Genomic DNA, 24,294 nt, shown 5'->3' with positions numbered 1-24,294 from the left:
GCGGACCCTCCGCCAAGGCGCGGATCTGGAAACGCGCCCTACGGGATAGGAAGCTACAGGTGATCGCGGTCGATCCATTCGTCCCCCTCCCGTTCAAAAATCAGCTCGTTGCGCTCATAGGCTTCGAGCCGCCACTGCAGGCGGAAGCGTTCGGCATCCGCCGTAAGCGTCACCGAGGAGCGTGTTTCCGTATCGGCATCGCTGCTTTTGAAACCAAGGACCCAGCCGGTATCGAGCCGTGCCGAGAGTGGATCGCCGTCCACGATTTCCATCCTGTCGACAACACAGGCCGATGTGACAATGGCGCGGTCGGTCAATTGCTGGCTACCGAAGTCGCTTGTCAGCGTGATCGTTTCCCTGCGTGCGCCGACATCGATGGCAATGTCGCGGCGATGCGCTTCGCTGCTGAGTTCGATCATCTGCACCGGCGTCGCAATCTCTGCCGGCGCAAAGGTCGGATGCACATCGTTTGCCGGCGCATGACGCAAAGGCAGGCTGAGCGTCGAGATGCCGGCGTCGATGGTAAATGTCGGCATCGTCGGCGATGGCCACAGGATCGGCCAGTGCTGGTTGGATAGAATGAGGCGAATGCGGCTGCCCGCGGCAAAGCGACGGCCGACATGATTGAGTTCGAGCCTCACCGTTAGCGGCTCGCCCGGAACAACCGCTTGCGGATGCTCATGTCCGTTGCGGTGCGCGAGGTTCAGAACGCCCCAGGTGACAAGGGTCGATGCTCCGTCGGGGGCGACATCGCAAAGCCGTGCCACGACAAAGCCTTGCGGCGCGTCGGAAGTCAGAACGAGTGAAACGCTTGGCGCGCCGAGGAGATCGATATCCTGCATCAACGGCGCGGTCTCGAACTGTAGTCCAATCCCGTCCTCGCGCCGCTGGTCGACGGCAAGATCCGGGACGATGCCGCCGTAGCCGCCATAGCGTCCGCAATCCCGACCGGCGGTCACCGGCGAGCGCAGGATCATGCTCGTCCCGACCTCGGCAACCTCCTCGAGGGCGCCGCGATTGAGATAGAGGCGGTTTTCCCTGATGTTTGGCGAGGGCCACGACGGCTCGGCAACGAAATGTCCGGGGTGTTCCTCGTAAAATGGCGCCGGCGCGTGCGGGTCGTTGATCCATGCCGTGTATTTCGGCTCGTCCATGATGCCGGTGTCGATGCCTTCGAGCCAATGGCGCCACCAGCGTATTGCTTCCTGCAGATAGTTGATGGCAGGGCCTGGTTCGCCGAGGAACGGATAGGCGTGCGTCCATGGACCCACCAGTCCCTTGCACGGCGCGCTAACACCTTCAAGCAGCCGTGGCACCGCATTCGAATACGTGTCGTCCCAACCGCTGATTGCATAGACCGGGATGTCGATGGCGGAAAAATCCTCGCAGACCGAGCCGCGCTTCCAATAGGCGTCGCGGCGCTGATGCCGCATCCACTCGGACGACCAGCATGTGGTTGCGTCGAGTCGTCCCTGCCACATCTCGCGCCAGCGATCACCGACGATCTGCGGGTCCGGCGGCAATGCGCCCAGTCCGAGGATAAACGAGGACCACATGGCGTCCTCGGTCAAAAGACAGCCGCCGAAATAGTGCACATCGTCGGCAAAGCGGTCGTCGGAACAACAGAGCGCGATGATCGCTTTCAGCGCCGGGGGGCGGCGTGCAGCCACCTGCAGCGCGTTGAACCCGCCCCACGAAATGCCGGTCATGCCTACCGCGCCGGTTGACCAGGATTGATGTGCCAGCCAATCGATGATCGCACAGGCGTCGTCAAACTCCTGTTCGGTGTATTCGTCGGCAAGCAGCCCTTCCGAATCGCCGGACCCGCGAATATCGACCCTGCAGCAGGCAAAGCCGTGGCCGGCAAGATAGGGATGCATCTTGAGGTCGCGAAACACCGTGCCGTCGCGACGACGGTAGGGAATGAGTTCGAGGATTGCCGGAACCTTGTTCGTCTCGGCGTCCTCGGGCAGCCAGATCGTCGCTGCGAGCCGCGTTCCGTCCGGCATCGGTATGAAGACAGGGTCGATGCAGCGCACCTTGTGCGGGAATGTCTCGATAACGCGCGTCATGGTTTTGATGTCTCGCTGGATTCTGGGGTATCCGTTTCGGCAGGGGACCCGATCTCCTTGCGCGGCACCCACTCGTAGACCGCCGGCGATGTCTGGGGATAGGTGACGAACTCATCGCGCGTGCCGACGATTGGCTGGCGGAACTGCCGCCAGAGGGCGAAGGATGCGAAAGTGAGCGAGAGTCCAATCCCGTACCAGAAGAAGGAATGCGCGCCGAGATGTTCGACGCCGGTCGCGGCGATGGCCGGCCCGATGGTGCCACCAAAGGCCCAGATCAGCAGAAGGTTCGATGAGAGCGTAACGAATTGCGACGACGAAGCGCGGTCATTGGCGTGCGCCACGCCGAGAGGGTAAAATATTTCCGAAATGCCGCCGAAAACCGAGAACAGGATGAGGAAGGCCCAAAGCGGCGTGTTGCTGTCGACGAGCAGGAACATACCGCAGACGCCGGCGAGGATGAGCGCAAGCCACAACATCATGCCGCGCCGGTCGAGCCGGTCGGAAAGGTAGCCGAGGGGGAACTGGAGAAAGAGAGCGCCAAGGGCGACGGCCGCCATCAGGATGACGATCCTGTCCTGGCTGAAGCCGAGTTCCAGCCCGTAGAGCGGGCCGATGCTCGAGAAGGTCGATGATACGAGACCGGTCAGCAGGCAGGCGAGGGCTCCGAGCGGCGAGGTGCGAAAGGCGCCGAGGAGATCGATGCCCAACGGGGCATGGAGTTGCGGCTCCCCGACCCATATCGCCGTTACCGGGACCAGCGCCAGGGCATAGAATGCCGCGGTAATCATCAACATGGCATTGCCGGCAGGCGCGATATCGCGGGCAAGCAACTGACCGAGACCGTAGAAGAGACCGAGCACCAGCACATAGAGGGTGAGCGCACGGCCGCGGCCCTCATTGGGCACCATCGCATTGAGCCAGCTTTCGATCACGACCGACTGGCCGGCATTGGCGAAGCCGACGACCGCCTGTATTGCCATCATCACGGCGAGTTCCGGCCCGGCTCCCAGGGCAAGCACAAGTACGGAGGATGAAGCGGAGAGCGCGGCATAGGCGCGGACCTCGCCGACCGAGCGAATGAGCCGCACCGAGCCGATGCAGCCGATGAGAAAGCCGGCACCCTCGGCCATGACCACGAGACCGACAGCGTCGGCGCCGTAGCCGTTCTCGATCAGGCGCAACGGCAGCAACGTGTGGAACAACCCTGACCCCGCGGCATGCAGCGCCCCGCCGGCAAGCGGCGAAGCGATCGACCAGGGGGAAAGGGCGGGACGCTCGCTCATGGCCGCCTATTCCGCCGCTGCGCGTGATTTGAATTCGGGCTCGGCATCGACGATCGGCGTATCGCGCCGATATGGAGCGTATTGCTTGCCACCAAGTTCTTGGGCGCAGGTATGGCCGCTATGGACCGCATGCGCGATAGCGCCGGGCGCAAGGCCGTCGCCGATGCGGCGAATGCTTTTGATACCTGCCGCCGAAACGTCTTCGCTGCGCGCGGTCAGGGCCTCGAAGAGTTCTTTGCGCGGCATGCGCAGACCGACGACAAGGACCGACCGGCATTTGATGCGAAACGTTTCGCCGGTGAAGAGGTGGGTAAGCGTTGCCATCGCACCGTCGAAGGCGGTGAGCATGTGCAGCGTCGTGACCCGGACATTGCGCCGCGCCAGCGCCCGATGCACCAATGGCAATTCGTTGGTCATTATCGTCCACGCCGATGCCTGGCCGGCGGGCGTCACATAGGTGACCTCATTGCCCTGCTGGGCAAGGTACTCGGTGAGAACACCGCCCATGTAGTAACTGTCGAAATCAAAGACCAGCGTCGGCCCTTCCGGCAGGCGCCCCGCCGCGATGTCATCGGGTGTATAGACGCGCGGATGATCGAGCTCACCGACGGGTATTTCCATGGATGAGTAGAGCATGCGGGTCCAGCGCGCGCCGGTTGCCAGAACGACGTGATCAGGCGCGAGATCGATGATTTCGTCGACGCCAATATCGCTCTCGAGATACATCGACACGTTGGTCATTTCGTTGAGACGGCCGAGCCGGTATTCTGCGACGCGGTTCCAGGTGGAGAGGCCCGGAAGCCGTGTTTCGAATGTGAGCCGGCCACCGAAGCTGGTGCCCTTGTCGGCGAGCGTCACCTCGTGGCCGCGACGGCCGAGGGTGAGCGCACATTCAAGGCCGGCAGGCCCCCCGCCGACGATCAATACCTTTCCCGGCTTCTTGGCTGCGTCCACCCGTTCGGGATGCCAGCCGCGCCGCCACTCCTCGCCCGCTGTCGGGTTCTGGGTACAGCGCACCGGTACGCCGTCATGCCAGCTCGAAATGCAGATATTGCAGCCGATGCATTCGCGGATCTCGTCGTGGCGGCCTTCCTTGATCTTCACCGGCAGGAAGGGATCGGCGATCGATGGCCGTGCCCCGCCGATGAGGTCGAGGACGCCGCGCCGAATCTGCGAGACCATCGTATCGGGCGACGTAAAGCGTCCTACCCCGACGACAGGCTTCTTGGTCAGCGACTTGACGAAATCGATCACCGGTTCGTGGCTGCCTTCGCCGGTGAAACGGGATGCGGAGCAGTCAGTCGGGCTCGAATCCATCTTGACGTCGAAGAGATCGGCGTAGTCGGCGAGGAGTTCGATCACCTCGTGCGCCTCGGAGGGCTGGTGTGTGCCCGGACGGCCCCGCAGCTCTTCAAGGCTGATGCGCAGAGCAACGCCGCAATCCTTGCCAACGGCATCGCGCGTCACGTCCAGAAGCTCGCGGACGAAGCGCACACGGTTTTCAAGCGTACCGCCATATTCGTCGGTGCGATGATTATATTCGGGCAGCAGGAATTCATAACCGAGATAGCCCATGCCGGCATAGACATAGACGATGTCGAAGCCGGCGGTGCGCGACTTCCGCGCGCCTTCGGCCTGCCAACGCAGGACATCGCGAATGTCCGACTTATCCATCGTCTTCGGCCGCGCATTGCCCATGAAACCCACATGCGTCGCCATCCACGGAATGCCGGAGGGCGATAGGGGCGGAATGCGGCTGGTGCGGTTCATCACCGAGGCACCGCCATGCCAGAGTTCGACACCGGCGAGAGAGCCGTGGCGGTGGACAGCCTCCGTCATCATCGCGTGGGCGCGGATATCATTCGTGTCCCACATGGTGGCGAAGGGAAGCGGAGAATCGTCGGAACTCGGATCGGTGGAGCATGCGCCCGTGCATATGACACCCCAGCCGCCCTCGGCCTTGGTTTCACGAAATGCAGCGCGAACGCGGGGCAGCGCATTGGTCATGCCACTGGCATGCGGCACCTGGTAGAAACGGTTGGGCGCGGTGACCGGCCCGATCTTCACCGGCTCAAATAGGACGTCGTATCGGGGATCCCGCTTCATGCCAAACCTCGTTCCCATTGTCCGCATCCGGGGCGGATCGTTGGAAAAAGGATATGCAGGAATTGCGTGTTTCGCAAGAGAAATTATATGATCGTATAATTTCTCTATTAGTATTTGAATCAGTTATGTTATTTTGATAATAAGCGTGAACAAAGTGAGTCGGTTGGCTAAGATTTTCGCCTCTTCGCCCCTGATTCCTCGATGTGATTAAGCAACGGGAAAATGATCTTGGCCAAGTCCAAATCAGGTGTGAGAATGCGGGCCGGGTTCCGCCGTGAAGCTCCGGAGGATCGCCGCCGGCAATTGGCCGAGGCGGCTCTGCGCTGCATCGTCCGGCATGGAAATGCCGGGGTATCGGCGCGGCAGATCGCCATGGAGGCCGGCGTCACGCAAGGGCTGATCACACATCATTTCGGCGAGATAAACGAATTGGTGGCCCATGCCTTCGACATGATGTCCGATGGCATGCTCGATACGGTCATGACGGCCGTTGACAGCGCTTTGCCCGAGCCCAAGGCGAGGCTGGAGGCCTTTGTCGAGAACTCATTCTCGCCGGCGCTGTTCGATCGCGACGTGCTCGGCGTTTGGGTCGTTTTCTGGGGCCTGATCCTGCACTCGCCGCGCATGAGCGCCTCGCAGAAGGGCGAATATACCGCCTATGTCGTCACGGTGGAGAAACTGATAACGGACTATGCCGAGGCGGAGGGCTGCGCGATAGCCAGTCCGCGTCTTGCCGCGATTGGCTTCACGGCGCTGATGGACGGCCTCTGGCTCGCTTGGTGCTTGAATCCTGAAGCATTCCAGCCCGAGGAAGGCATCAGGATCGGCAAGAACTGGATCGAGGGATTGCGGCTCGGCGCCTTCGCCTGACCGTCTCTAGGCCGATTTCACACCTCCATGCTATGGTCTGCCTTGGGAGAACGAGGAGGATAAATCGTGGCACAGCCGAGCGAACATGCACCCAACTTCAGTCTGGACGGCAAGGTAACGCTGGTCACCGGCGCATCGCGCGGCATAGGCAAAGCCTGCGCACTTGCCTGTGCTGCCGCTGGCTCCGACATAGTCCTCGGCTTGCGCGACATTTCGGGTTCATCCGATCTGATCGCTGAAATCGAAGCCATGGGACGCAAGGTCCTGCCGGTACGACTCGATATTTCGCAGCGCGCGGACATAGAAAGCGCTGTCGAGGCCGCTCTGAACCAATTCGGGCGCATCGATGTGCTCGTCAACAATGTCGGCGTTGCGCCGGGCGATCTTGCCGAACGCGTCTCGGAAGCGGCGGTCGACGAGATTCTGCAGGTCAATATCAAGGGCACGTTCTTGATGACCCAGACTGTTGCCCGGCACATGATCGACCGCAAGGCAGGCCGCATCATCAGCATCAGTTCGCAGGCGGGAACCGTTACGCTGCGCGGCGAGGCGATCTATTGCATGAGCAAGGCCGCGATCAACCATCTGAGCCGGTGCCTTGCCGCTGAATGGGCGCCCTATGGGATAACCGTCAACACGGTCGCACCCACCTTCATCTGGACAGACGGGACCAGGCCCGCGCTTGCCGACAAGGATTTCCATGACCAGACGCTCGCCCACATCCCACTCGGACGGATCGGCGAAACCCGCGATGTGGTGGGCGCGGTCGTTTTCCTGGCATCACCGGCCGCATCGATGATCACAGGGTTGAACCTGCTCATCGACGGGGGCTGGTCAATTGCCTGAAACGACCTAACGTTTCAGGCTCTCCGCCCAGCCCGCCACTGCGGCGGCCAAGGTCTTCAGGTGATCGGCGGCCGAAAAGCCGGATATGCTCTTGCGCGGCTTGAGATCGTGGTCGCCATCTTCAAGCCAGAGGATTTCGATTTTGTCGGAAAGGTCGTAGCCCGCGACCTCCTCCCTGGTGCCGAATTCGTCGCGCGTTCCCTGGCAGATCAAGGTCGGCGTCATCAATCCTGCAAGATGCTTCGTACGCAATTGGTGCGGTTTGGCCGGCGGGTGGAATGGATAGCCGAGGCAGAGCAATCCGCTGATCGCGCCAGCAGCATGGAGTTCATCGGCGATCATGCTGGCAACCCTGCCGCCCATCGATTTACCGCCGATAATCAGGCGCTGCGGTTTGCCGAGCGCGGCGATGGCATCGACATACTCGGGTTTGAGCGTCTCGGCACGCGGTGGCGGCTTGCGTCCTGCCGAGGTGCGTCGGGCCGCCATATAGGCAAACTCGAACCGCGCCACCCGAAAGCCCGCTTCGGCGAGAGCATTGGCCGTTGCGGTCATCGAGGCTGAGTCCATCGGCGCGCCGGCGCCATGTGCAAGCAGAATGGTGACAGGCGCATCGTCACTGCCGTCGAAGAGGAACCTGTCCTGCATTTCAGTCTGCCTATTTGGTGGTGACGAGAAGGATGAAGGCGACGAATACAACGAGATGAACGAGACCCGTCAACACGTTGGTTCGTCCGGTCCCGAAACTGTGGATGCTGATGCCGAGAATAAGGGCAAGCAACACCGCGTCGCCCCCGGGCAAGCCCAGCGTCAGTTCGCGGCCGGTAATGACGCTGGCAATGCCGATGGACGGGATTGTCAGGCCGATCGTCGCGAGCGCCGATCCGAGCGCAATGTTGAGACTGCGCTGCAATTCGTTGTTCATGGCGGCGCGGATTGCCGACAGGGCCTCGGGCAAGAGGACAAGCGTTGCAATGAGCGCGCCGACTATGGCGTCAGCTTGTTGGACTCCGATCGCATCGAGACCGTTCTCGACGCCGATTGCCACCCGTTCGGCGAGGAGGACAATTCCGAAAAGCCCGATCATCAAAAGGACGGCGTTGATCCACGAACCTTCGCCGGGATGTGCGTGCCCGGCATGTGTGCCTTCGGCGTCACCGATGTCATCGACGAAATCATCGCGGTGCCGAACCGTCTGCGCGAAGACGAAGCTTCCGTAGAGCAAGGCAGAGCAAATGCTCACGAAGGTGAGCTGCAAACGCGAAAATGTGCCTGGTGCGTCATGCAGGGTGAAATTCGGCAGGATCAACGTCAGGACGGCAAGCGCCGTAAGCACGGAAAGAATCGCGCTCGTGCCTTGCCGTTTCATCTCCTGCTGGCGGTGCTGCATACTGCCAAGCGTAAGGCAAAGACCCACGACGCCGGCACAAACGATCATGACCGTCGAGAACACCGATTCCCGCGCCAGCGTCGGGTTATTTTCCCCATGCAGCATCATGGCGAGGATGATCGAAACTTCCACAGTGGTAACGGCAAAGGTGAGGAGCAATGTGCCGTAAGGTTGGCCGAGGCGTAGCGCCAGGCCTTCCGCATGCTGCAGGACGACAAACACGGTGGCGAGGAGCAAGGCGATTGCAAGCGCGGAAACGACAATGCCGATGCCGTGACGCCCGGCGCCTACCGGCACCTTCGCCACTTGAATGCCGACCGCAAGGGCAAGGCAGGCAATCGGGATAAGATAGCGATGGATTGAAATGGGTCGTGGGGCCATGAACGATCCGGGTCAAGCGAGTGCACGCTATTCCTACCACTCCTCCCGGAACAGGCCTAGCCCGACCTGCATCCAGAGATTGCATTTCGTATTTTGCCAAGCCGTGCGAAGATCGAGTTGCGTATTAGGGGAATCGCGCGGGGGAAACATGAAGCGCTTGCTCATCGGGGTTGCAGTCGTGGTCGCGGTTTACCTCCTGCTGGCCTATGTGATTCTGCCAGCCGCCTGGACCCACTACGAGCGCCAGCCCGGTCTTGCACGTCGCGCCATGGTGACGATGACGGCGGGCGGCATGCCTGGCGATCCCTTGAATGTTGGCCTGATCGGCAGCCGCGAGGATGTCGTGCGCGTCATGCACGCTGCTGGATGGTATCCTGCCGATCCGGTCACCCTGCGCTCGAGCATCGATATCATCGGCAGCGTCGTCTTCGACCGGGCATATAAGAGCGCGCCCGTAAGCCCGCTGTTCTACGATGGGCGCCATGAGGACCTTGCCTACGAAAAACCCGTAGGTGACAGCGCTCGCCATCGCCACCATGTCCGCCTGTGGGAAGTGCTGCAATCAGGCGAGGAAGGACGCCCGGTGTGGCTGGGTTCTGCGACGTATGATGCGCATGTTGGCGTCAGCGAATATACGGGCCAGGTGACGCATGACATTTCACCCGATGTCGACCGGGAGCGGGACTTTTTCGCGGGCAGTCTCAGTGAGGCGGGGATGGTCAACGCCATCTACGAGGTTTCCGGGGTCGGCCCGACGCTGAATGGGCGCAATGGCGAAGGAAGCCGATATTTCACAGACGGTGAAATTCACATGCTGGACCTGGTCAAGGACGGGCAGAAGCGCAGCGCGCCGCCGCAGGTGCTGCCGCCTCCGCCTTTTATCGAGGCGAAGGACCAGGCCTGGCACGGCGTCAAGAACATGCTCGGCTTTTGATGCGCGTTGTTGCGCTTTTCGAATTAAATTAGCGCAGCTTATCAACGCGATGCCTTCAAATTGACCCAATAGAGGAGGTACCCTCAAGTGTCTGAAATTTGCGCATCCAAACATGCTGTTACATCATCCGTTCCAATTGTCCCAATTGGAACCGTTCTGCGTGGAAACCGTTGCCCCAACCGTAGCCGACGATCAAATACCCAAGGTCCGCAGGCCGAATCTTAAGGAGAAAATCATGAAAAAGACCTTTGCAATGGTGCTTACTGGAGCTTTGCTGGCAGGCGTTGGAGCGGGCTCCGCCAATGCCGCTGATATGGCGCGCTACCAGAGCCCGGATGCGCGCGGCGGCGTCAGGATCGGCTATCTCGACTGCACGATCGGCGGCGGTGTCGGCTATCTTTTAGGGTCGGCGAAAGAGATCGACTGCATTTTCCGTTCCAGCCTGACGGGTGATCGTTCGGAGCGCTACTCCGGTGCGATCAGGAAACTCGGCGTCGATGTCGGGTTCACGACACAAAGCCGCCTGCTGTGGGCGGTGTTCGCACCAACGGCCGGCTATCACCGCGGTTCGCTGGCTGGCGTCTACAGCGGCGCGACAGCGGAGGCCACGATCGGTGCGGGCATCGGGACCAATGTGCTCTTTGGCGGCACGGCAGGTTCAATTCACCTGCAGGCAATCAGCGTGACCGGGCAGATTGGGTTGAACTTGGCCGCAACCGGAACGTCGATGACCCTCGCTTCGGCGAACTGACTTCAGTTGCCCCTTCCGCTCGCTGGAAGGGGCATTTCCATCGATATCGAATTGAGCGGGGGCTCACGTGAACAGGATCGTCCAGCGCGCGCTCGTTGCCGTGTGCTTTATTGTGCTTCCAGCAACGGCCAACGCTGACTGGCAAGCGGTCGAACAGGTCGAAACCTATGCAATCAGGGGCAAGTCGGGCGCCGAACTCTACGCCTCTATTGGAGAGCGCGGTCCGCAACTTGGGGGTGGCAAGGTCCGCACCATCGCCCATACTAACTTCAAGCTGACATGGCGGCGAAACTACCAAAATCAGGGCACCGCCTGCACGCTGGTGTCGGCGCAGCCGAAGCTGATCATCACCTATACGCTTCCCAAGCCTGCCGAACCTCTGCCGCCATCGGTTCGAGCCGGTTGGGAAACCTTTATAAGCGGCATCGAGACCCATGAAAGGGTCCATGGCGATACGATCAAGGAGATGGTCAAGGCAATCGAGGCTTCTACGGTCGGACTGTCCATGCCCGGTGATCCCAAATGCCAGAAGATCAGGTCCGAGATGACCAGTCGTCTCTCCGCATTGTCTCTGGCGCAGCGGCAGAAGAGCCGGGATTTCGACAAGGACGAAATGAGCGAGGGCGGCAATGTTCACCGTCTCATCCTGCAACTCGTAAACGGGTCCTGAGACGCGAGGCGCGTCATTCCACCCTGCCCAAAGGGATGCCCTGACGGCACTTTACCGGCGTGATATTCTGAGCCTGATCAGTTTTGATCGGGGGACACACGAATGAAAGCCTTTGCCTTGACGCTTGCAGCGCTCGCGCTCGTCGGCTGCATGGGAAACAAGATCGAACCGCCCTATATCACGCCGCAATCATCGATCTATGGGGCACCGCAGGCAACGCTGGCGGGACGTTGCTTGCCGGCAGTCAACGGCAATGGGAAGGCTGCTGCCTGCATCAAAAAGTACCCGTGACAAGGTACGCGGGGGCGCGCTTCGGGTGTAGCCTACCGTAAGTTACCTGTCTGGCCTTCCTTATTGCAGTAACCTTTCCGTGCGCGTGACCCATCATAGCCAAAGCCTCTGCCCGGCAGCGTGGGCCCGCCGCCAACGGAGGTTACGGTCATGGGTTCAAGTAGGCTCAAATACTTTGCCGCGGCAGTGGCATTGACTGGTACGTTTCTATCGCCGGTCGCAAATACGGCGCACGCTCAAAACAGCAAGCCCAATATTGTCGTCATCATGGGCGACGATGTCGGCTGGTTCAATATCGGCGCCTATCACCGGGGCATCATGTCCGGAAAAACGCCCAACCTCGACAAGTTGGCGTCCGAGGGCATGATGTTCACCGACTACTACGCCGAAGCGAGTTGCACGGCCGGCCGGGCAAGTTTCATTACCGGTGAAATACCGTTGCGTACCGGGCTGACGACGGTTGGCCAGGCCGGGGCAGATGTCGGGATGCCCGACAAGGCCGCGACCATTGCTGCCGCCCTCAAGACGGAAGGTTATGCAACGGGTCAATTCGGGAAGAACCATCTCGGCGATCTGAACAAGTTCCTGCCGACGCTGCATGGCTTCGATGAGTTCTTCGGCTATCTTTATCACCTTGATGCCATGTCTGATCCCTACTGGTATTCCTTTCCCGACGATCAGTCATACCGCGATAAGGTCGGGCCCCGTAATCTCGTACACAGCTTTGCGACGGACACCGATGACGCGACCGAACAGCCGCGTTGGGGCAAGGTCGGCAAGCAGCGCATCGTCGACGAGGGTCCACTGGCGCCTTACCCGGACATGTCCAATGTACCGAACATGCACGACATAACGCCTAAGGCGAAGTACGACATGGGAACGTTTGACGAAGTGCTGGTCAAGGCTTCCTGCGACTTCATGGACAAGGCCAAGACGGAAAACAAACCGTTCTTTGTTTGGCACAACACGACGCGCATGCATGTCTGGACGTTTCTTTCGCCAAAATACCAGGCGCTCATGAACAGCACGTCCAACTATGGGCTCGAAGAAGCCGGGATGGCGCAGCTGGATGACAGCGTCGGCGCCATCCTGAAATGCATCCAGGATTCGGGCGAGGCAGACAATACCATCGTCCTCTTTACGACTGACAATGGTGCTGAAGTATTTACCTGGCCTGATGGGGGCATGACGCCTTTCAAAGGCACGAAAGGCACCGTGATGGAAGGCGGCTTCCGGGCGCCGGCCATTATTCGTTGGCCGGGGAAGGTCAAGCCCGGGACGGTCGAAAACGGCATCTATTCCGCGCTTGATTGGTTCCCGACGCTGGTGGCGGCAGCGGGAAACCCCGATATCACCGACCAGTTGCTCAAGGGTGTGAAACTGGGTGAAACCACCTTTAAGAACCATCTCGACGGCTACAATCAGATGGACCTCTTGCTGGGCAAAGGCCCGTCCGCACGCCACGAATTCTTCTATTTCGGCGGACCCCAGCTCGGTGCAGTACGCATCGATGATTTCAAGTTCCAGTTCTTCCAGCAGCCACAAGGTTGGCCCGGTGCAAAGGTTACGACCGACATGCCGACCATGGTCAATATCCGCCAGGACCCGTTCGAGCGGACACCATCGATTGGCGAGCAGAGCCTCAACGATCTCGGCGGCGGTTATATGAACGACTTCTTCGCTCGCGAGTTCTGGAGGTTCGTCAGTGTCCAGCAGGAGGTCGGGAAACTCGCGCTGACGGCGGTCGACTACCCGCCTATGCAGGACCCGGCGTCATTCAACCTCGATGCTGTCAAGCGGCAGATCGATGCCGCAATCAAGAACAAGCCCGGCAACTAGGCCGGTCTGGATTGTATGAAGCGGGCGGCTCAAAAGGCCGCCCGTTTGCCTGTGCACGCAGTAGCCTATTCGTCGTTGGAAGGTCGTCCTCGCATTCGCCGCCGGACGATGAAAAAGGCCCAGACGAGCACGATCAAGAACATTGCGCCGAATGCGTAGCTCAGAATATTCGTTGAGAAAACATTGGCTGAATAAGTCATCATTGTTTTTACAATCTTGAAAAAAGCGCGCCATTTCAGAATGTTTTATGATTATGCTCTTGAATTCGGCGCATGTCATATTTCAAACTGAGCAATCAGACTTTTGTTCCGCACCGCCTTACAAGTAAAATCGAAATCGCGTCCACAATATTTGGTTTATTATTCAATCTTTTGGCCACGAACCGCAATTAAAGCGCATTTGACGCTCAAGCTCCTGTTCTCGTCTTTTGGCCACAATCTGGCTCTTCGCGCAAATCCTCGACCCGCCATGGCTATCCAAATCGCGAGTGCTGCTTGTGATGGAGGAATTGGCATGAATCCGCGTACCAAACGTTTGATTGCTCATTTCTTGGAACCCTTCGCCTTGCGCGGATTGGACGGGGTTCAGCCCCCCGGCGAATACGATGTCGATGTAGACGAGGAAATGATCGAAGGCCTGTCCCGGCTCGCTTATCAGCGCGTGGCGACCTTTATCCACGTTCCGGCAAGGGGCATAAAAGCCCATCGAACGCAGCTTGTTGCGATCGACTATGACGAACTCGAAATGGCACTCAAAAGAGAACAGGAAACAAACAAATGAATATCCACCGACGCTACAAGTTGCCGGTAACTCCGCCGCATCGATTTGCAATCGGCCAGCACGTCCGCCTGCGCAGCGGCGGCGGCGCAGCGATGAAGAGCACTGCAACCTTCGAGATTCTGGCGAGGCTTCCGCCCCTGGGTGGCTCGTTCCAGTATCGTATCCGCGACGCAGAAGAGAAACACGAACGGATGGCCACTGAAGATAGTCTTGAAGCCATCGATATCTGGAGCAGCGGCGACCGCGACAGTCTGCGGGCACTTGTAGACGTGCATTCATGAATGGCCCAACAGCAGGAATTTAAAGAGCCGATGCGCGGACACTGCTGCGCGGTTTATCCAGCCCGGAGATTATGGCGAAAGGACTAGTATTGTGGCGAGGAATACCGTGCGGACAGCCCGCCACGCCTTCATCGAAAACCTCAAGCTTGTCATTGCCGAGTATCAGGCAACAATGGAGCGCCTTATTGCCGGAACCGATCAGGTGTTCAGTACCGGAAAGTACGGAGGCGAAGACATTTCCGTCGAAACGGCGGCACACTATAAGCAGCTCATATCGCACTATAAGGCCGTCGTCCTGCGCTTCGAGAACGAGCAGACACGCAAAGTCCAGCCAAAACTTTGAGTTGGTATGCCTATGCGCGCGGTCACTTGAAACCCAAAGACAGCAATGTGATCGAAGCATGATTGACTTAACGGTGATTTGAGCGCGTTAGTCAGTGGTCGTCAGGCATGCAATGGCCGCTGACGCTTGAGAGTATCTGCTCCCGCCTTTTAACCGCGAGGAGACAGACATGTTGCCTATCGATCATTCCATAACCAGCCCGCATCTCCTGCGCGCCGCCGACTGGCTTGTGCTGCAGGCTGCCCATGAAAGCGCATCGAAGAACCTGGGTCGATCGCCGAACGGTCACCGCTACTCGGACCGCTTGGCCAGGCAGGTTTTACGCCTGTTTGAATTGGGGCATCGCGACATAGCCATCATCGCGGCAGTCGCCGCACAGACGGAACGGGCCCAGGCCCAGCATTCGTACAGCCTGAACAAGATTCTGACGCTCGTTCCCACGAATGAACAGGCGCGGCAATACCGGTTGTCCGGCTGCGGGCAGAGCCTTGACGGTTACCACTGACTGTTCCGGTTTTTACTGGTCGCTGGCGGCAGCCGCCCACTTCTAAAGAAGTGGGCTAGGCCCGCGTGATCACGGTGTTAGAGGCGCATCATGGCCCAAAAAATTGACGGGAAACTCCAGTGCGAGGAATGCCGGACGATTTATCTGAGCATCCCCCGAATAGACAACGATGACGGCCCGGTCTTTTGCAGCGAATGCGGAGCGTATATGGGCCGTTGGCGGGATGTCCGATCGGAATTTTCCGCGCAAGGCGGCCAAAACGGCGTGTTCGAATTGTCGAATGGTCAAATCATCCGCATCGAGTTCTATGGCAAGACACCGCGACGCGGACCCTAGTCGCCGAGGCTGCAAACGGGATGTTCGGGAAGTAATGGGAGAGTGGCGTTCCTAGGTCTCAGTGAAACTGGCGGAGAGAGCGGGATTCGAACCCGCGTTACGCTTTTGACGTAAACACACTTTCCAGGCGTGCGCCTTCAACCACTCGGCCACCTCTCCGCAGAACGTCCGGCATCTGCCAGGCGGGTCGATAATATCGGCCGCAAATGCCGGCCGTGAGCACCGTCAAACCACCGGTCACTCTTTTTTGAAGCATGCACGGCGCTGTCGATGGTTAGCCGACAGCGACCCCGTGCGGCGCGCAATATAGTCAGAACAGGCACTTGTTCAACACCTATTTCAGTTTTATCTCGCTTTGCCGCAATTTCTCAAATTTGACGCTGATTTTACTGGGAGTTTTCGCGAAAATTTCAGCACGTGCCGTCAAAATGCCGGTAAGGTCGCGTTCATTCGTGTCCTCTTATGATCGCCGGCGATGCCTGTCGGCCCGATCGCGATCAGGGCGCAAGATTCTGGAGTGGTTGAGTGATCCGTGCGTTTCTAAGGCTGCTTGCCTATATTTCCCTGAGCTTGGCGATTATCGCCGCAGTCCTGGACGCTGCCCGTTCCGTCGGGGCGTCGCGTCTGGTCATGACGTCGCTGCGCGACAGCTGGCAGTCCTTCTCGCCTTCAACCCTTGTCCCAGCCGAAGACTATATCCGCTCGCATCTCTATCCCATGCTATGGGATCCCCTGATGCTCTGGATCTTCGAAACGCCGACCTTCATCATCTTCGCGGCGCTGGCTTTTGTGCTTTACGCGCTCGGTCACCGTCGCGAGCAGCGGGCAGGGCGCTTTGCAGCCCGCTGATCCGATCTAACCAACTGACATAACTCGATATTTGCGCAATATTTGACCGGTCAGCAAAATTCCGCGTGAATTTTGCCTGCGGGCATGCCAGATTGAATTTTGGGGCGGGGGCCATCCTAGGTTGCCGCCACGATTTCGAGGATCGACGGCAGGTTGGTTCTTTCAACAAAAATCCAGAGGGTTGGTTCAAATGAAGCGCATTCTTCTCGGTCTCATGGCCGCTACAGCATTGTCAGTCTCGGCTTTTGCCGCCGATGACAAGCCGGCCGTGATCTATGATCTGGGCGGCAAGTTCGACAAATCATTCAACGAGGCCGCGTTCAACGGCGCCGAGAAGTACAAGACGGACTCGGGCGTCAAATATCGCGAGTTCGAAATCCAGAACGAGGCACAGCGCGAACAGGCCCTGCGCAAGTTTGCTTCTGACGGCAACTCGCCGATCGTCATCGCCGGTTTCTCGGCCGCTGCCGCGATCGAAAAGGTCGCAACGGAATTTCCTGACACCAAGTTCGTCATCATCGACGCGGTCGTCGAGAAGCCCAATGTTCGCTCCGTGGTCTTCAACGACAATGAGGGCTCCTACCTCGTCGGTGTGATCGCCGCCAAGGCTTCGAAGACCGGGACGGTCAGCTTCATCGGCGGCATGGACGTTCCGCTCATCCGCAATTTCGCCTGCGGCTATGTCGGCGGCGTCAAGGCCACGAACCCGGATGCAAAGGTCATCCAGAACATGACCGGTGATACCCCGGCTGCATGGAACGATCCGGCCAAGGGCGGCGAAATCGCCAAGTCACAGATCGACCAGGGCTCGGATGTGGTCTTTGCTGCCGCTGGCGGCACCGGCATCGGTGTGCTGCAGGCCGCCGCTGATGCGGACAAGCTCGCAATTGGTGTCGATTCCAACCAAAACGGCCTGCATCCCGGCAAAGTTCTGACATCGATGATGAAGCGCGTCGACGTTGCTACCTATAATGCCTTCAAGGACGGCGCTGACGGCAAATTCACCGCGGGTGTCAATGTCCTTGGTGTCAAGGAAGGCGGCGTCGATTATGCGGCGGATGAAAACAACGCCAAGCTTTTGACCGATGACGTCAAGACGGCGGTTGAGGCGGCCAAGGCCGATATCATCTCCGGCAAGATCAAGGTTCACAACTACAACACGGACAATGCCTGCCCCTACAAGTAAGCGTTAATCCATAAGCACTTGAGAAGCCGCCGATAGTGACATCCGGCGGCTTCGTCGTTAGTACTGGGCGCATTCAAACCAAGGAGCTCGCCGTGACTGCTTTTGCCGTACTCCTCAGCATTCTCGCCGCCATCGCCATCGGCGCAATGAGCCCGGGCCCCAGTTTTGTCCTCGTCTCGCGCATTTCCGTCGCATCATCGCGAAGCCATGGGCTCGCATCGGCGCTCGGCATGGGGGTCGGGGGCGCGTTCTTTGCGGCGCTCGCCGTCCTTGGACTAACCGCGCTGCTGCTCAAGTTCGAATGGCTTTACGTGGTATTGAAGCTTCTCGGTGGGGCCTATCTTGTCTACCTTGCCATCAAGATTTGGCGCGGCGCATCCGAACCGCTCGCTGTGACGGGTCCGAGCGGCGAGGGCAGAGGTCTTTCCGTGCGGCGGGCATTTCTCGTCGGCCTTTTCACCCAGCTCAGCAATCCGAAGACGTCGATCGTCTATGCCAGCATCTTTGCCGCTCTCATGCCGCAATCGCCGCCTCTCTGGCTGCTTCTCGCACTTCCGCCCATGCTCTTTTGCGTCGAGGCCGGATGGTACACGATCGTGGCACTCGCCTTTTCGGGTACGCGCGCCCGCCTCGTCTATATGCGCTTGAAACGCTGGATCGACCGCGGCGCGGGCGCAGTCATGGGCGCCCTCGGCGTGAAGCTGATGGCGGAAGCGATCAAGGCCAAAGCCTGATTGTCCATCTCAATAATGCGGTGGTTTGGTAATTGGGATATCCGGTGTCGCCTGTTCTTCGAGAACAAGGAAGCGGTCGGTCAACGCCCCGAGCTGGCGGCGCATGGCTTCGATTGTCTTCCACTGCTCGGTGATCTGGCCGGAAAGTTCCTCAATGGTCTTCTCCTGCTCGGTGACGATAATTTCGAGGCGCGTCAAACGATCTGGCCGGTCTTCCGTCGTCATTGCTCGTCTCCATTGCCGTGCGGTTTACTCTCTAGGCGGAGGGCGATCCTGGTGCAAGGCTCGTCGCCCCATGGCTGTTGAATCTTGCGTTTCTTGACTGGAAAGAAAAAAATCCCGTGTTAGGGTCGAAACGCGAAAAGACGATAAAAGCTGCAAAACAGCGGATGGGGATATGGCCGAACCGGCAATCGAACTTGTTGGAATTGATAAGCGCTTTGGTGCCGTACACGCCAATCGCGACATCCATATGCTTGTCGAAAAGGGCACGATCCACGGCATTATCGGCGAGAACGGCGCCGGCAAATCGACGCTGATGTCGATTCTCTATGGTTTTTACCAGGCTGACAGTGGCGAGATCCGCATTAACGGCGTGCCGGTGAAGATTCCCGATCCGAATGCCGCCATCGGCCTTGGTATTGGCATGGTGCATCAACACTTCATGCTGGTCGAGAACTTCACAGTCCTCGAAAATGTCATGCTGGGCGTCGAGGGCGCGCCGCTCCTGAAGAACGGCATTGCCAAGGCAAGGGCGGAACTGAAGCGGCTCGAGCGCGAATATCAGCTCGACGTCGATCCGGACGCGCTGATCGAGGAACTGCCCGTTGGCTTGCAGCAGCGCGTGGAAATTTTGAAGGCACTCTATCGCGGCGCGGAAATTCTGGTTCTCGACGAGCCGACTGGGGTTCTGACGCCGCCCGAGGCGGATCACCTCTTTCGCATTCTCGAACAATTGAAGGACCAGGGCAAAACCATCGTGCTGATCACGCACAAGCTGCGCGAGATCATGGCGGTGACGGATAATGTGTCGGTCATGCGCCAGGGCTCCGTCGTGGCAACGCGAAAGACCGACGAGACGACGGTGGAGGAACTCGCTGAACTGATGGTTGGCCGCCGCGTGCTCCTGCGCGTCAAGAAGGGCGAGGCAAAGCCGGGCGAGATCAAGCTTTCGGTCGAGCACCTTACCGTGCGCGACAGCCGCGGCGTGGTCATGGTGGACGACGCATCCTTTTCCGTGCGCGCCGGCGAGATCGTCGGCATTGCCGGCGTCGCCGGCAACGGCCAGTCGCAGCTTATCGAAACCATCGCCGGGATTCGAACGGCAGTTTCGGGCCGCGTGCTGCTTGACGGCCAGGTCATCGATATCACCGGCGCTGCCGACCCTGGCGAACTGCGCGATCGCGGCCTCGCGCATGTGCCGGAAGACCGGCACCATATGGGTCTCGTCCTTGCCTTTGAAGAATATGAAAACTCGATCCTCGGCTACCATGACGACCCGCTTTATCTTCGCGGACCGTTTCTCGATATCGAGGCGATCCAGGCGGACGCGCGCAAGAAGATCGAGAAATACGATATCCGTCCCGGCGATCCGCGCCTGAAGACGGCGAACTTCTCCGGCGGCAACCAGCAGAAGATTGTGCTTGCGCGTGAGATGGAGCGCGATCCCGGTGTGCTCATTATCGGCCAGCCGACGCGGGGCGTCGATGTCGGCGCCATCGAATTCATCCACAAGCGCATCATCGAAATGCGCGACGCCGGCAAGGCGGTGCTCCTTGTTTCCGTCGAGCTCGACGAGATACGTTCCCTCTCGGACCGCATTCTTGTGATGTTCGCCGGCCGTATTGTCGGCGAAAGGGATTCCGATGCCAGCGAAGGCGAGCTCGGACTGTTGATGGCTGGTGTCGAAGCGAAGGAAGCAGCCGAATGACGACCCAGGCACTCCTCATCATCGACGTTCAAAAAGCGATTGATGATCCGAAATGGGGCCGGCGCGGCCAACCCGGTGCGGAGGAAGCGATAGCACGTTTGCTCGCCGCCTGGCGCGAGCGACGTTTGCCGGTCATCCACATCCGCCACGATTCCACCGATCCGCAGTCCCCCTACCGGCCCGGCACTGACGGCAATGACTTCAAGCCGGAGGCCGAACCGCAATTGGGCGAGCCCGTCGTCGACAAACGCACCAACAATGCCTTCATCGGCACCGATCTGATGGATGTGCTGGACGAATTGCAGGTCCGCAGCCTGGTCATTGCCGGCGTGCTTCTCGAAAACTCTGTCGATGCCACGGTGCGCATGGCCAGCAATCTCGGGTTCGAGGTAACGATCCCCGAGGATGCGGTCGCAAGCATCGACCGCAAGGATCGGAGCGGCAAGCTATGGAGCGCCGAAGACGTGCATGCGCTGTCACTGGCCATTCTCGATGGCGAATATGCCCGCATTTCAATGACTGACGCGATCATCGAGACCTTGCCATGAGCCAGCCCTTCGCCAAATTGCCTGCCTGGGCCGATTACGGGCTTCTGCCACTGATCAATCTGATCGTTGCATTTCTTGTGGCAGGCCTCGTTGTGATGCTTGTCGGCGAAAGCCCGATCGACGCCGCGGTTCTGATGGTAAAGGGGGCCTTCGGCTCCGGCGACGGTGTCGGCTACACGCTCTACTACGCCACCAACTTCATCTTTACCGGGCTCTGCGTCGCGGTCGCGTTTCATTGCGGCCTCTTCAATATCGGCGGCGAGGGCCAGGCCTACATTGGCGGGCTGGGCGTGACCATTGTCGGTCTCGGACTTGGCAATTCCCTGCCCTGGTGGCTGGTATTTCCGCTCGCGATCCTCGCCTCGGCACTGGTCGGCGCTCTCTGGGCCCTGATCCCGGCATGGCTGCAGGCAAAGCGCGGCTCGCATGTCGTCATCACCACGATCATGTTCAACTTCATTGCCGCCAGCATCATGGTCTACCTTCTGGTCGGCGTTCTGAAGCCGCTCGGCAGCCAGGCTCCGGAAACCCGCGTCTTCGGCGACGGCGGGCAATTGCCGGGCCTCGGCTGGCTGCTCAATATCATCGGCCTCGACATGCGCTCGGCCCCTCTCAACATCAGTTTCCTGCTCGCGCTTCTGGCCGCCTTCCTGGTCTGGCTGCTGATCTGGCGCACCAAGCTCGGCTATGAAATTCGCACCATGGGCTTCAGCCCGAAGGCGGCCCGCTATGCAGGCATCAGCGAGTTACGGATCATCATCATCACCATGATGATTTCCGGCGCCCTCGCCGGAATGATGGCGCTGAACCCGATCATGGGCGCCCAGCACCGCATGCAGCTCGATTTCGTGCAAGGCGCGGGTTTCGTCGGCATCGCCGTCGCGCTGATGGGGCGTTCCCATCCGGTCGGCATCGTGCTCGCGGCAATTCTCTTCGGTATGCTCTATCAGGGCGGCGCGGAAATCGCCTTCGACATGCCGAATATCTCGCGCGACATGATCGTCATCATCCAGGGTCTCGTCATTCTTTTTGCCGGCGCGCTCGAGCATATGTTCCGCCCGTCGCTGCAGCGCATTTTCCAGCGCGTGGGCCGGGTGAAGCGGGAGACTGCATCGGTGGTCACAGCTGGGGGTGGGCAATAATGGATTTTCTGATCACCCTGCTGCAGCTCTTTGATTCAACGATCCGCCTCTCTGTGCCGCTGCTGCTCGCCTGCCTGGCGGGTCTCTATTCCGAGCGATCAGGGATCTTCGATATCGGGCTTGAGGGCAAGATGCTGGCCGGAGCCTTTGCGGCCGGCACGGTTGCGGCCTGGTACGGCTCCGCCTGGGCGGGGCTTCTCGCTGCCGTCCTTGTATCCGTGGCGCTCGGTCTCGTGCATGGCTTTGCCTCGATCACCCATCGCGGCAACCAGATTGTCTCGGGCGTTGCCATCAACTTCATCGCGGCGGGAACCACCGTCATCCTCGGACAGGCATGGTTCAGCCAGGGCGGGCGCACGCCGTCCTTGCCCAATACGGCACGTTTCAATCCGATCAATCTTCCGGGCGCCGAGGCAATGCGAGGTGTCCCGATCATCGGCCCGATCTATTACGAACTGATCTCGGGTCATTCGATCCTGGTCTATCTCGCCTTCTTGCTCGTCCCGTTCACCTGGTGGGTGCTCTACCGCACGCGATTCGGCCTGCGTTTGCGTGCCGTGGGCGAGAACCCGGCGGCGGTCGATACCGCGGGCGTATCGGTGCCCTGGCTGCGCTATCGTGCCGTCATCTGCTGCGGCGTGCTTTGCGGCGTTGCCGGTGCCTATCTTGCCACCGCCCAGGGCGCCGGCTTCGTCAAGGACATGACAGCCGGCAAGGGCTACATAGCGCTTGCGGCATTGATCTTCGCCAAATGGCGTCCGGTGCAGGCAATGTTCGCTTGCCTGCTCTTCGGCTTTCTCGATGCCGTTGCCATTCGCATGCAGGGCCATCCCATGCCCCTGATCGGCGAGGTGCCCGTGCAATTGATGCAGGCGCTTCCCTATATTTTGACCATCGTGCTGCTCGCCGGCTTTATCGGCAAGGCGATCCCGCCCAAGGCCGGGGGCGTTGCCTACGTGAAAGAAAGATGATGACCAACAGCAAGGACCTTTTCGACGCGGCCTATGCCGCGATGCAGAAGACGCATTCGCCCTATTCGCAGTTTCCGGTTGGCGCCGCGATTCGCACCAGCGACGGGCGCATTTATTCGGGTTGCAATATCGAGGTTGTCTCCTATCCGGAAGGCTGGTGCGCCGAAACGACGGCGCTCTCACACTTCGTCATGGGCGGCGGCGGCACGATCACCGAAATCGCTGTCGTCGCCGAGAAGAAGGCGAAATGCACCCCCTGTGGGGGCTGCCGCCAGCGGCTAGCGGAATTTGCCGGCCCCGATGTGCTGCTCCACCTTTGCGACAATGACGGGATTGTCGAGACCTTGACGATGAAGGAGATTTTCCCCTTCGGCTTCGAAGCGGAAGTCCTCGGAGGAGCAAAGGGATGATGAACATCCATCACGTTGCTCTCGCCCCTGTGGGTGCCGCATGATCGCACCTGCAACCGGCGCTCTCATCAAGAAGCTCAATGGCCTTGCGCCGCGCGTGGCACTGGTGCTCGGTTCGGGGCTTGGCTCGTTGGTCGATGCCGTCGAAAATCCGGTCCGTATCCCCTATGCCGACCTGCCGGGCTTCCCGCATAGCGGCGTCTCCGGCCATGCCGGAGAAGTCGTTGCCGGTTATCTGTCCGGCAAGCCGGTCCTTATGCTGGCTGGGCGATCGCATTATTACGAGAAGGGCGATGCATCGGTCATGCGCCCGGTAATTGCAGCGCTTGCGGACCTCGGCATCGAGATGTTGATCCTCACCAATGCCGCAGGTTCGGTGCGCCACGATATTGCGCCGGGCAGCGTCATGCTGATCGACGATCACATCAACTATTCGGGGCTCAATCCGCTGATCGGCGAACCCTCGGATCAACGCTTTGTCGGCATGACCACCGCCTATGACCAGAAGCTCAGGGACGCCATCATCCTTGCCGCCAGCGAGGCGGGAGAGAAGATCACCTCCGGCGTCTATATGTGGTTTTCCGGCCCATCCTTCGAAACGCCGGCCGAAATTCGCATGGCCCGCACGCTCGGCGCCGATGCGGTCGGCATGTCGACAGTGCCCGAAGTCATTCTCGCCCGGTTCTTCGGCCTGCGCGTTGCGGCCTGCTCGGTCGTCACCAATTACGGTGCCGGCATGACCGGCGCTGAACTCTCGCACGAGGAAACCAAGGACATCGCACCGATGGGTGGCGCGCGCCTGCAGAAGATTATCCGGGTGCTGATCCGGGAGATTGGCTGACCCAT

The 24,294-nt window shown here is 59.8% G+C and carries 26 protein-coding genes and 1 tRNA gene; 20 read left to right on the top strand and 7 right to left on the bottom strand.

Annotation, left to right across the window (positions count from 1 at the left end; all coding sequences use genetic code 11):
• Positions 1-53 precede the first annotated feature (53 nt).
• From HQ945_RS07530 to HQ945_RS07520, 3 genes are read right to left on the bottom strand one after another with little or no spacing between them, the layout of a single operon-like run.
• Complete coding sequence (locus HQ945_RS07530; RefSeq protein ID WP_113281129.1) at positions 54-2,072, bottom strand: CocE/NonD family hydrolase; 2,019 nt, start codon at positions 2,070-2,072, stop codon at positions 54-56.
• On the bottom strand, positions 2,069-3,355 hold the full coding sequence (locus HQ945_RS07525; protein ID WP_113281130.1) for an MFS transporter: 1,287 nt from the start codon (positions 3,353-3,355) through the stop codon (positions 2,069-2,071). Before HQ945_RS07525 ends, HQ945_RS07530 begins: the two co-directional genes overlap by 4 nt.
• A 6-nt stretch (positions 3,356-3,361) precedes the next feature.
• A complete protein-coding gene (locus HQ945_RS07520) occupies positions 3,362-5,461 on the bottom strand; it encodes an oxidoreductase (protein WP_113281131.1) in 2,100 nt (699 codons plus the stop codon).
• A gap of 228 nt (positions 5,462-5,689) precedes the next feature.
• On the opposite strand from HQ945_RS07520, the gene HQ945_RS07515 reads away from it, so the two are divergent.
• Complete coding sequence (locus HQ945_RS07515) at positions 5,690-6,331, top strand: TetR/AcrR family transcriptional regulator (RefSeq protein ID WP_207719703.1); 642 nt, start codon at positions 5,690-5,692, stop codon at positions 6,329-6,331.
• A gap of 66 nt (positions 6,332-6,397) precedes the next feature.
• Entirely contained in the window at positions 6,398-7,177 is a 780-nt protein-coding gene (locus HQ945_RS07510; RefSeq protein ID WP_425500621.1) for an SDR family NAD(P)-dependent oxidoreductase, read from the top strand.
• 6 nt (positions 7,178-7,183) lie between these two features.
• Here the strand turns inward: HQ945_RS07510 and HQ945_RS07505 are convergent, their stop codons facing one another.
• Positions 7,184-7,825, bottom strand: coding sequence for an alpha/beta hydrolase family protein (locus tag HQ945_RS07505; RefSeq protein ID WP_113281134.1), 642 nt, complete (start codon positions 7,823-7,825; stop codon positions 7,184-7,186).
• A 10-nt stretch (positions 7,826-7,835) separates the two neighbouring features.
• Entirely contained in the window at positions 7,836-8,948 is a 1,113-nt protein-coding gene (locus HQ945_RS07500) for a calcium:cation antiporter (RefSeq protein WP_027230719.1), read from the bottom strand.
• A 148-nt stretch (positions 8,949-9,096) separates the two neighbouring features.
• On the opposite strand from HQ945_RS07500, the gene HQ945_RS07495 reads away from it, so the two are divergent.
• From HQ945_RS07495 to HQ945_RS07455, 9 genes are all read left to right on the top strand, one after another.
• Positions 9,097-9,882 carry an LssY C-terminal domain-containing protein gene (locus tag HQ945_RS07495; RefSeq protein ID WP_091920425.1) on the top strand — a complete coding sequence of 262 codons (786 nt, stop codon included), beginning with the start codon at positions 9,097-9,099 and terminating at the stop codon, positions 9,880-9,882.
• Between the two features lie 235 nt (positions 9,883-10,117).
• Positions 10,118-10,633, top strand: a complete 516-nt coding sequence (locus tag HQ945_RS07490) for a DUF992 domain-containing protein (RefSeq protein WP_113281135.1) — start codon at positions 10,118-10,120, stop codon at positions 10,631-10,633.
• Between the two features lie 67 nt (positions 10,634-10,700).
• On the top strand, positions 10,701-11,303 hold the full coding sequence (locus tag HQ945_RS07485; protein ID WP_113281136.1) for a DUF922 domain-containing protein: 603 nt from the start codon (positions 10,701-10,703) through the stop codon (positions 11,301-11,303).
• A gap of 102 nt (positions 11,304-11,405) precedes the next feature.
• Positions 11,406-11,594: a hypothetical protein gene (locus HQ945_RS07480; RefSeq protein WP_113281137.1), complete on the top strand. Its 189-nt coding sequence runs from the start codon at positions 11,406-11,408 to the stop codon at positions 11,592-11,594.
• 150 nt (positions 11,595-11,744) lie between these two features.
• Positions 11,745-13,433, top strand: a complete 1,689-nt coding sequence (locus tag HQ945_RS07475; protein ID WP_113281138.1) for an arylsulfatase — start codon at positions 11,745-11,747, stop codon at positions 13,431-13,433.
• 513 nt (positions 13,434-13,946) lie between these two features.
• Positions 13,947-14,213: a hypothetical protein gene (locus HQ945_RS07470; protein WP_113281139.1), complete on the top strand. Its 267-nt coding sequence runs from the start codon at positions 13,947-13,949 to the stop codon at positions 14,211-14,213.
• Positions 14,210-14,494 (top strand): hypothetical protein, encoded by a 285-nt coding sequence (locus HQ945_RS07465; protein ID WP_174207847.1) that lies wholly within the window; start codon positions 14,210-14,212, stop codon positions 14,492-14,494. The genes HQ945_RS07470 and HQ945_RS07465 overlap by 4 nt, the downstream gene beginning before the upstream one ends.
• A gap of 91 nt (positions 14,495-14,585) precedes the next feature.
• Positions 14,586-14,837 (top strand): hypothetical protein, encoded by a 252-nt coding sequence (locus tag HQ945_RS07460; RefSeq protein ID WP_113281140.1) that lies wholly within the window; start codon positions 14,586-14,588, stop codon positions 14,835-14,837.
• A 169-nt stretch (positions 14,838-15,006) separates the two neighbouring features.
• The gene (locus HQ945_RS07455; RefSeq protein ID WP_113281141.1) at positions 15,007-15,342 is read left to right on the top strand and encodes a hypothetical protein; all 336 of its coding nucleotides are present in this window, start codon (positions 15,007-15,009) and stop codon (positions 15,340-15,342) included.
• Between the two features lie 404 nt (positions 15,343-15,746).
• Here the strand turns inward: HQ945_RS07455 and HQ945_RS07450 are convergent.
• A tRNA-Ser gene (locus tag HQ945_RS07450) sits at positions 15,747-15,837 on the bottom strand.
• A gap of 366 nt (positions 15,838-16,203) precedes the next feature.
• Between HQ945_RS07450 and HQ945_RS07445 the strand changes: the two genes are divergently transcribed.
• The 3 genes from HQ945_RS07445 to HQ945_RS07435 all read left to right on the top strand — a co-directional run bounded on the left by HQ945_RS07445 (position 16,204) and on the right by HQ945_RS07435 (position 18,447).
• Entirely contained in the window at positions 16,204-16,527 is a 324-nt protein-coding gene (locus HQ945_RS07445; protein WP_113281142.1) for a hypothetical protein, read from the top strand.
• A gap of 190 nt (positions 16,528-16,717) precedes the next feature.
• On the top strand, positions 16,718-17,713 hold the full coding sequence (locus HQ945_RS07440; RefSeq protein ID WP_027230697.1) for a BMP family lipoprotein: 996 nt from the start codon (positions 16,718-16,720) through the stop codon (positions 17,711-17,713).
• 92 nt (positions 17,714-17,805) lie between these two features.
• Complete coding sequence (locus HQ945_RS07435) at positions 17,806-18,447, top strand: LysE family translocator (protein ID WP_343051182.1); 642 nt, start codon at positions 17,806-17,808, stop codon at positions 18,445-18,447.
• A 9-nt stretch (positions 18,448-18,456) separates the two neighbouring features.
• On the opposite strand, the gene HQ945_RS07430 is transcribed toward HQ945_RS07435, so the two are convergent.
• Positions 18,457-18,672 (bottom strand): SlyX family protein, encoded by a 216-nt coding sequence (locus HQ945_RS07430; RefSeq protein ID WP_027230695.1) that lies wholly within the window; start codon positions 18,670-18,672, stop codon positions 18,457-18,459.
• Between the two features lie 172 nt (positions 18,673-18,844).
• On the opposite strand from HQ945_RS07430, the gene HQ945_RS07425 reads away from it, so the two are divergent.
• Genes HQ945_RS07425 through HQ945_RS07400 form a run of 6 tightly spaced genes read left to right on the top strand, consistent with a single transcriptional unit; the run spans position 18,845 to position 24,289 of the window.
• Positions 18,845-20,377 carry an ABC transporter ATP-binding protein gene (locus HQ945_RS07425; protein ID WP_113281144.1) on the top strand — a complete coding sequence of 511 codons (1,533 nt, stop codon included), beginning with the start codon at positions 18,845-18,847 and terminating at the stop codon, positions 20,375-20,377.
• Positions 20,374-20,925, top strand: coding sequence for a cysteine hydrolase family protein (locus tag HQ945_RS07420; protein WP_091920400.1), 552 nt, complete (start codon positions 20,374-20,376; stop codon positions 20,923-20,925). The genes HQ945_RS07425 and HQ945_RS07420 overlap by 4 nt, the downstream gene beginning before the upstream one ends.
• Positions 20,922-22,067 (top strand): ABC transporter permease, encoded by a 1,146-nt coding sequence (locus HQ945_RS07415; protein ID WP_091947021.1) that lies wholly within the window; start codon positions 20,922-20,924, stop codon positions 22,065-22,067. The genes HQ945_RS07420 and HQ945_RS07415 overlap by 4 nt, the downstream gene beginning before the upstream one ends.
• A complete protein-coding gene (locus HQ945_RS07410; RefSeq protein ID WP_027230691.1) occupies positions 22,067-23,038 on the top strand; it encodes an ABC transporter permease in 972 nt (323 codons plus the stop codon). The genes HQ945_RS07415 and HQ945_RS07410 overlap by 1 nt, the downstream gene beginning before the upstream one ends.
• Entirely contained in the window at positions 23,038-23,448 is a 411-nt protein-coding gene (locus HQ945_RS07405) for a cytidine deaminase (RefSeq protein WP_027230690.1), read from the top strand. The genes HQ945_RS07410 and HQ945_RS07405 overlap by 1 nt, the downstream gene beginning before the upstream one ends.
• Before the next feature lie 40 nt (positions 23,449-23,488).
• The gene (locus HQ945_RS07400; RefSeq protein WP_027230689.1) at positions 23,489-24,289 is read left to right on the top strand and encodes a purine-nucleoside phosphorylase; all 801 of its coding nucleotides are present in this window, start codon (positions 23,489-23,491) and stop codon (positions 24,287-24,289) included.
• Positions 24,290-24,294 lie beyond the last annotated feature (5 nt).

It is taken from the genome of Phyllobacterium pellucidum, assembly GCF_013327855.1.
Classification (GTDB): domain Bacteria; phylum Pseudomonadota; class Alphaproteobacteria; order Rhizobiales; family Rhizobiaceae; genus Phyllobacterium; species Phyllobacterium pellucidum.
The sequence above is the reverse complement of the archived record's forward strand: the minus strand, read 5'-3'. Positions and strand labels throughout refer to the sequence as shown.

What these genes read in the sequence shown, in the direction of transcription:
- HQ945_RS07440 (WP_027230697.1), top strand. Translation starts at nt 16,718, where the DNA reads ATGAAGCGCATTCTTCTCGGTCTCATGGCCGCTACAGCATTGTCAGTC.
- HQ945_RS07480 (WP_113281137.1), top strand. Translation starts at nt 11,406, where the DNA reads ATGAAAGCCTTTGCCTTGACGCTTGCAGCGCTCGCGCTCGTCGGCTGC.
- HQ945_RS07410 (WP_027230691.1), top strand. Translation starts at nt 22,067, where the DNA reads ATGGATTTTCTGATCACCCTGCTGCAGCTCTTTGATTCAACGATCCGC.
- HQ945_RS07495 (WP_091920425.1), top strand. Translation starts at nt 9,097, where the DNA reads ATGAAGCGCTTGCTCATCGGGGTTGCAGTCGTGGTCGCGGTTTACCTC.
- HQ945_RS07490 (WP_113281135.1), top strand. Translation starts at nt 10,118, where the DNA reads ATGAAAAAGACCTTTGCAATGGTGCTTACTGGAGCTTTGCTGGCAGGC.
- HQ945_RS07525 (WP_113281130.1), bottom strand. Translation starts at nt 3,355, where the DNA reads ATGAGCGAGCGTCCCGCCCTTTCCCCCTGGTCGATCGCTTCGCCGCTT.
- HQ945_RS07455 (WP_113281141.1), top strand. Translation starts at nt 15,007, where the DNA reads ATGTTGCCTATCGATCATTCCATAACCAGCCCGCATCTCCTGCGCGCC.
- HQ945_RS07530 (WP_113281129.1), bottom strand. Translation starts at nt 2,072, where the DNA reads ATGACGCGCGTTATCGAGACATTCCCGCACAAGGTGCGCTGCATCGAC.
- HQ945_RS07425 (WP_113281144.1), top strand. Translation starts at nt 18,845, where the DNA reads ATGGCCGAACCGGCAATCGAACTTGTTGGAATTGATAAGCGCTTTGGT.
- HQ945_RS07465 (WP_174207847.1), top strand. Translation starts at nt 14,210, where the DNA reads ATGAATATCCACCGACGCTACAAGTTGCCGGTAACTCCGCCGCATCGA.
- HQ945_RS07500 (WP_027230719.1), bottom strand. Translation starts at nt 8,948, where the DNA reads ATGGCCCCACGACCCATTTCAATCCATCGCTATCTTATCCCGATTGCC.
- HQ945_RS07405 (WP_027230690.1), top strand. Translation starts at nt 23,038, where the DNA reads ATGACCAACAGCAAGGACCTTTTCGACGCGGCCTATGCCGCGATGCAG.
- HQ945_RS07520 (WP_113281131.1), bottom strand. Translation starts at nt 5,461, where the DNA reads ATGAAGCGGGATCCCCGATACGACGTCCTATTTGAGCCGGTGAAGATC.
- HQ945_RS07430 (WP_027230695.1), bottom strand. Translation starts at nt 18,672, where the DNA reads ATGACGACGGAAGACCGGCCAGATCGTTTGACGCGCCTCGAAATTATC.
- HQ945_RS07420 (WP_091920400.1), top strand. Translation starts at nt 20,374, where the DNA reads ATGACGACCCAGGCACTCCTCATCATCGACGTTCAAAAAGCGATTGAT.
- HQ945_RS07505 (WP_113281134.1), bottom strand. Translation starts at nt 7,825, where the DNA reads ATGCAGGACAGGTTCCTCTTCGACGGCAGTGACGATGCGCCTGTCACC.
- HQ945_RS07415 (WP_091947021.1), top strand. Translation starts at nt 20,922, where the DNA reads ATGAGCCAGCCCTTCGCCAAATTGCCTGCCTGGGCCGATTACGGGCTT.
- HQ945_RS07470 (WP_113281139.1), top strand. Translation starts at nt 13,947, where the DNA reads ATGAATCCGCGTACCAAACGTTTGATTGCTCATTTCTTGGAACCCTTC.
- HQ945_RS07475 (WP_113281138.1), top strand. Translation starts at nt 11,745, where the DNA reads ATGGGTTCAAGTAGGCTCAAATACTTTGCCGCGGCAGTGGCATTGACT.
- HQ945_RS07400 (WP_027230689.1), top strand. Translation starts at nt 23,489, where the DNA reads ATGATCGCACCTGCAACCGGCGCTCTCATCAAGAAGCTCAATGGCCTT.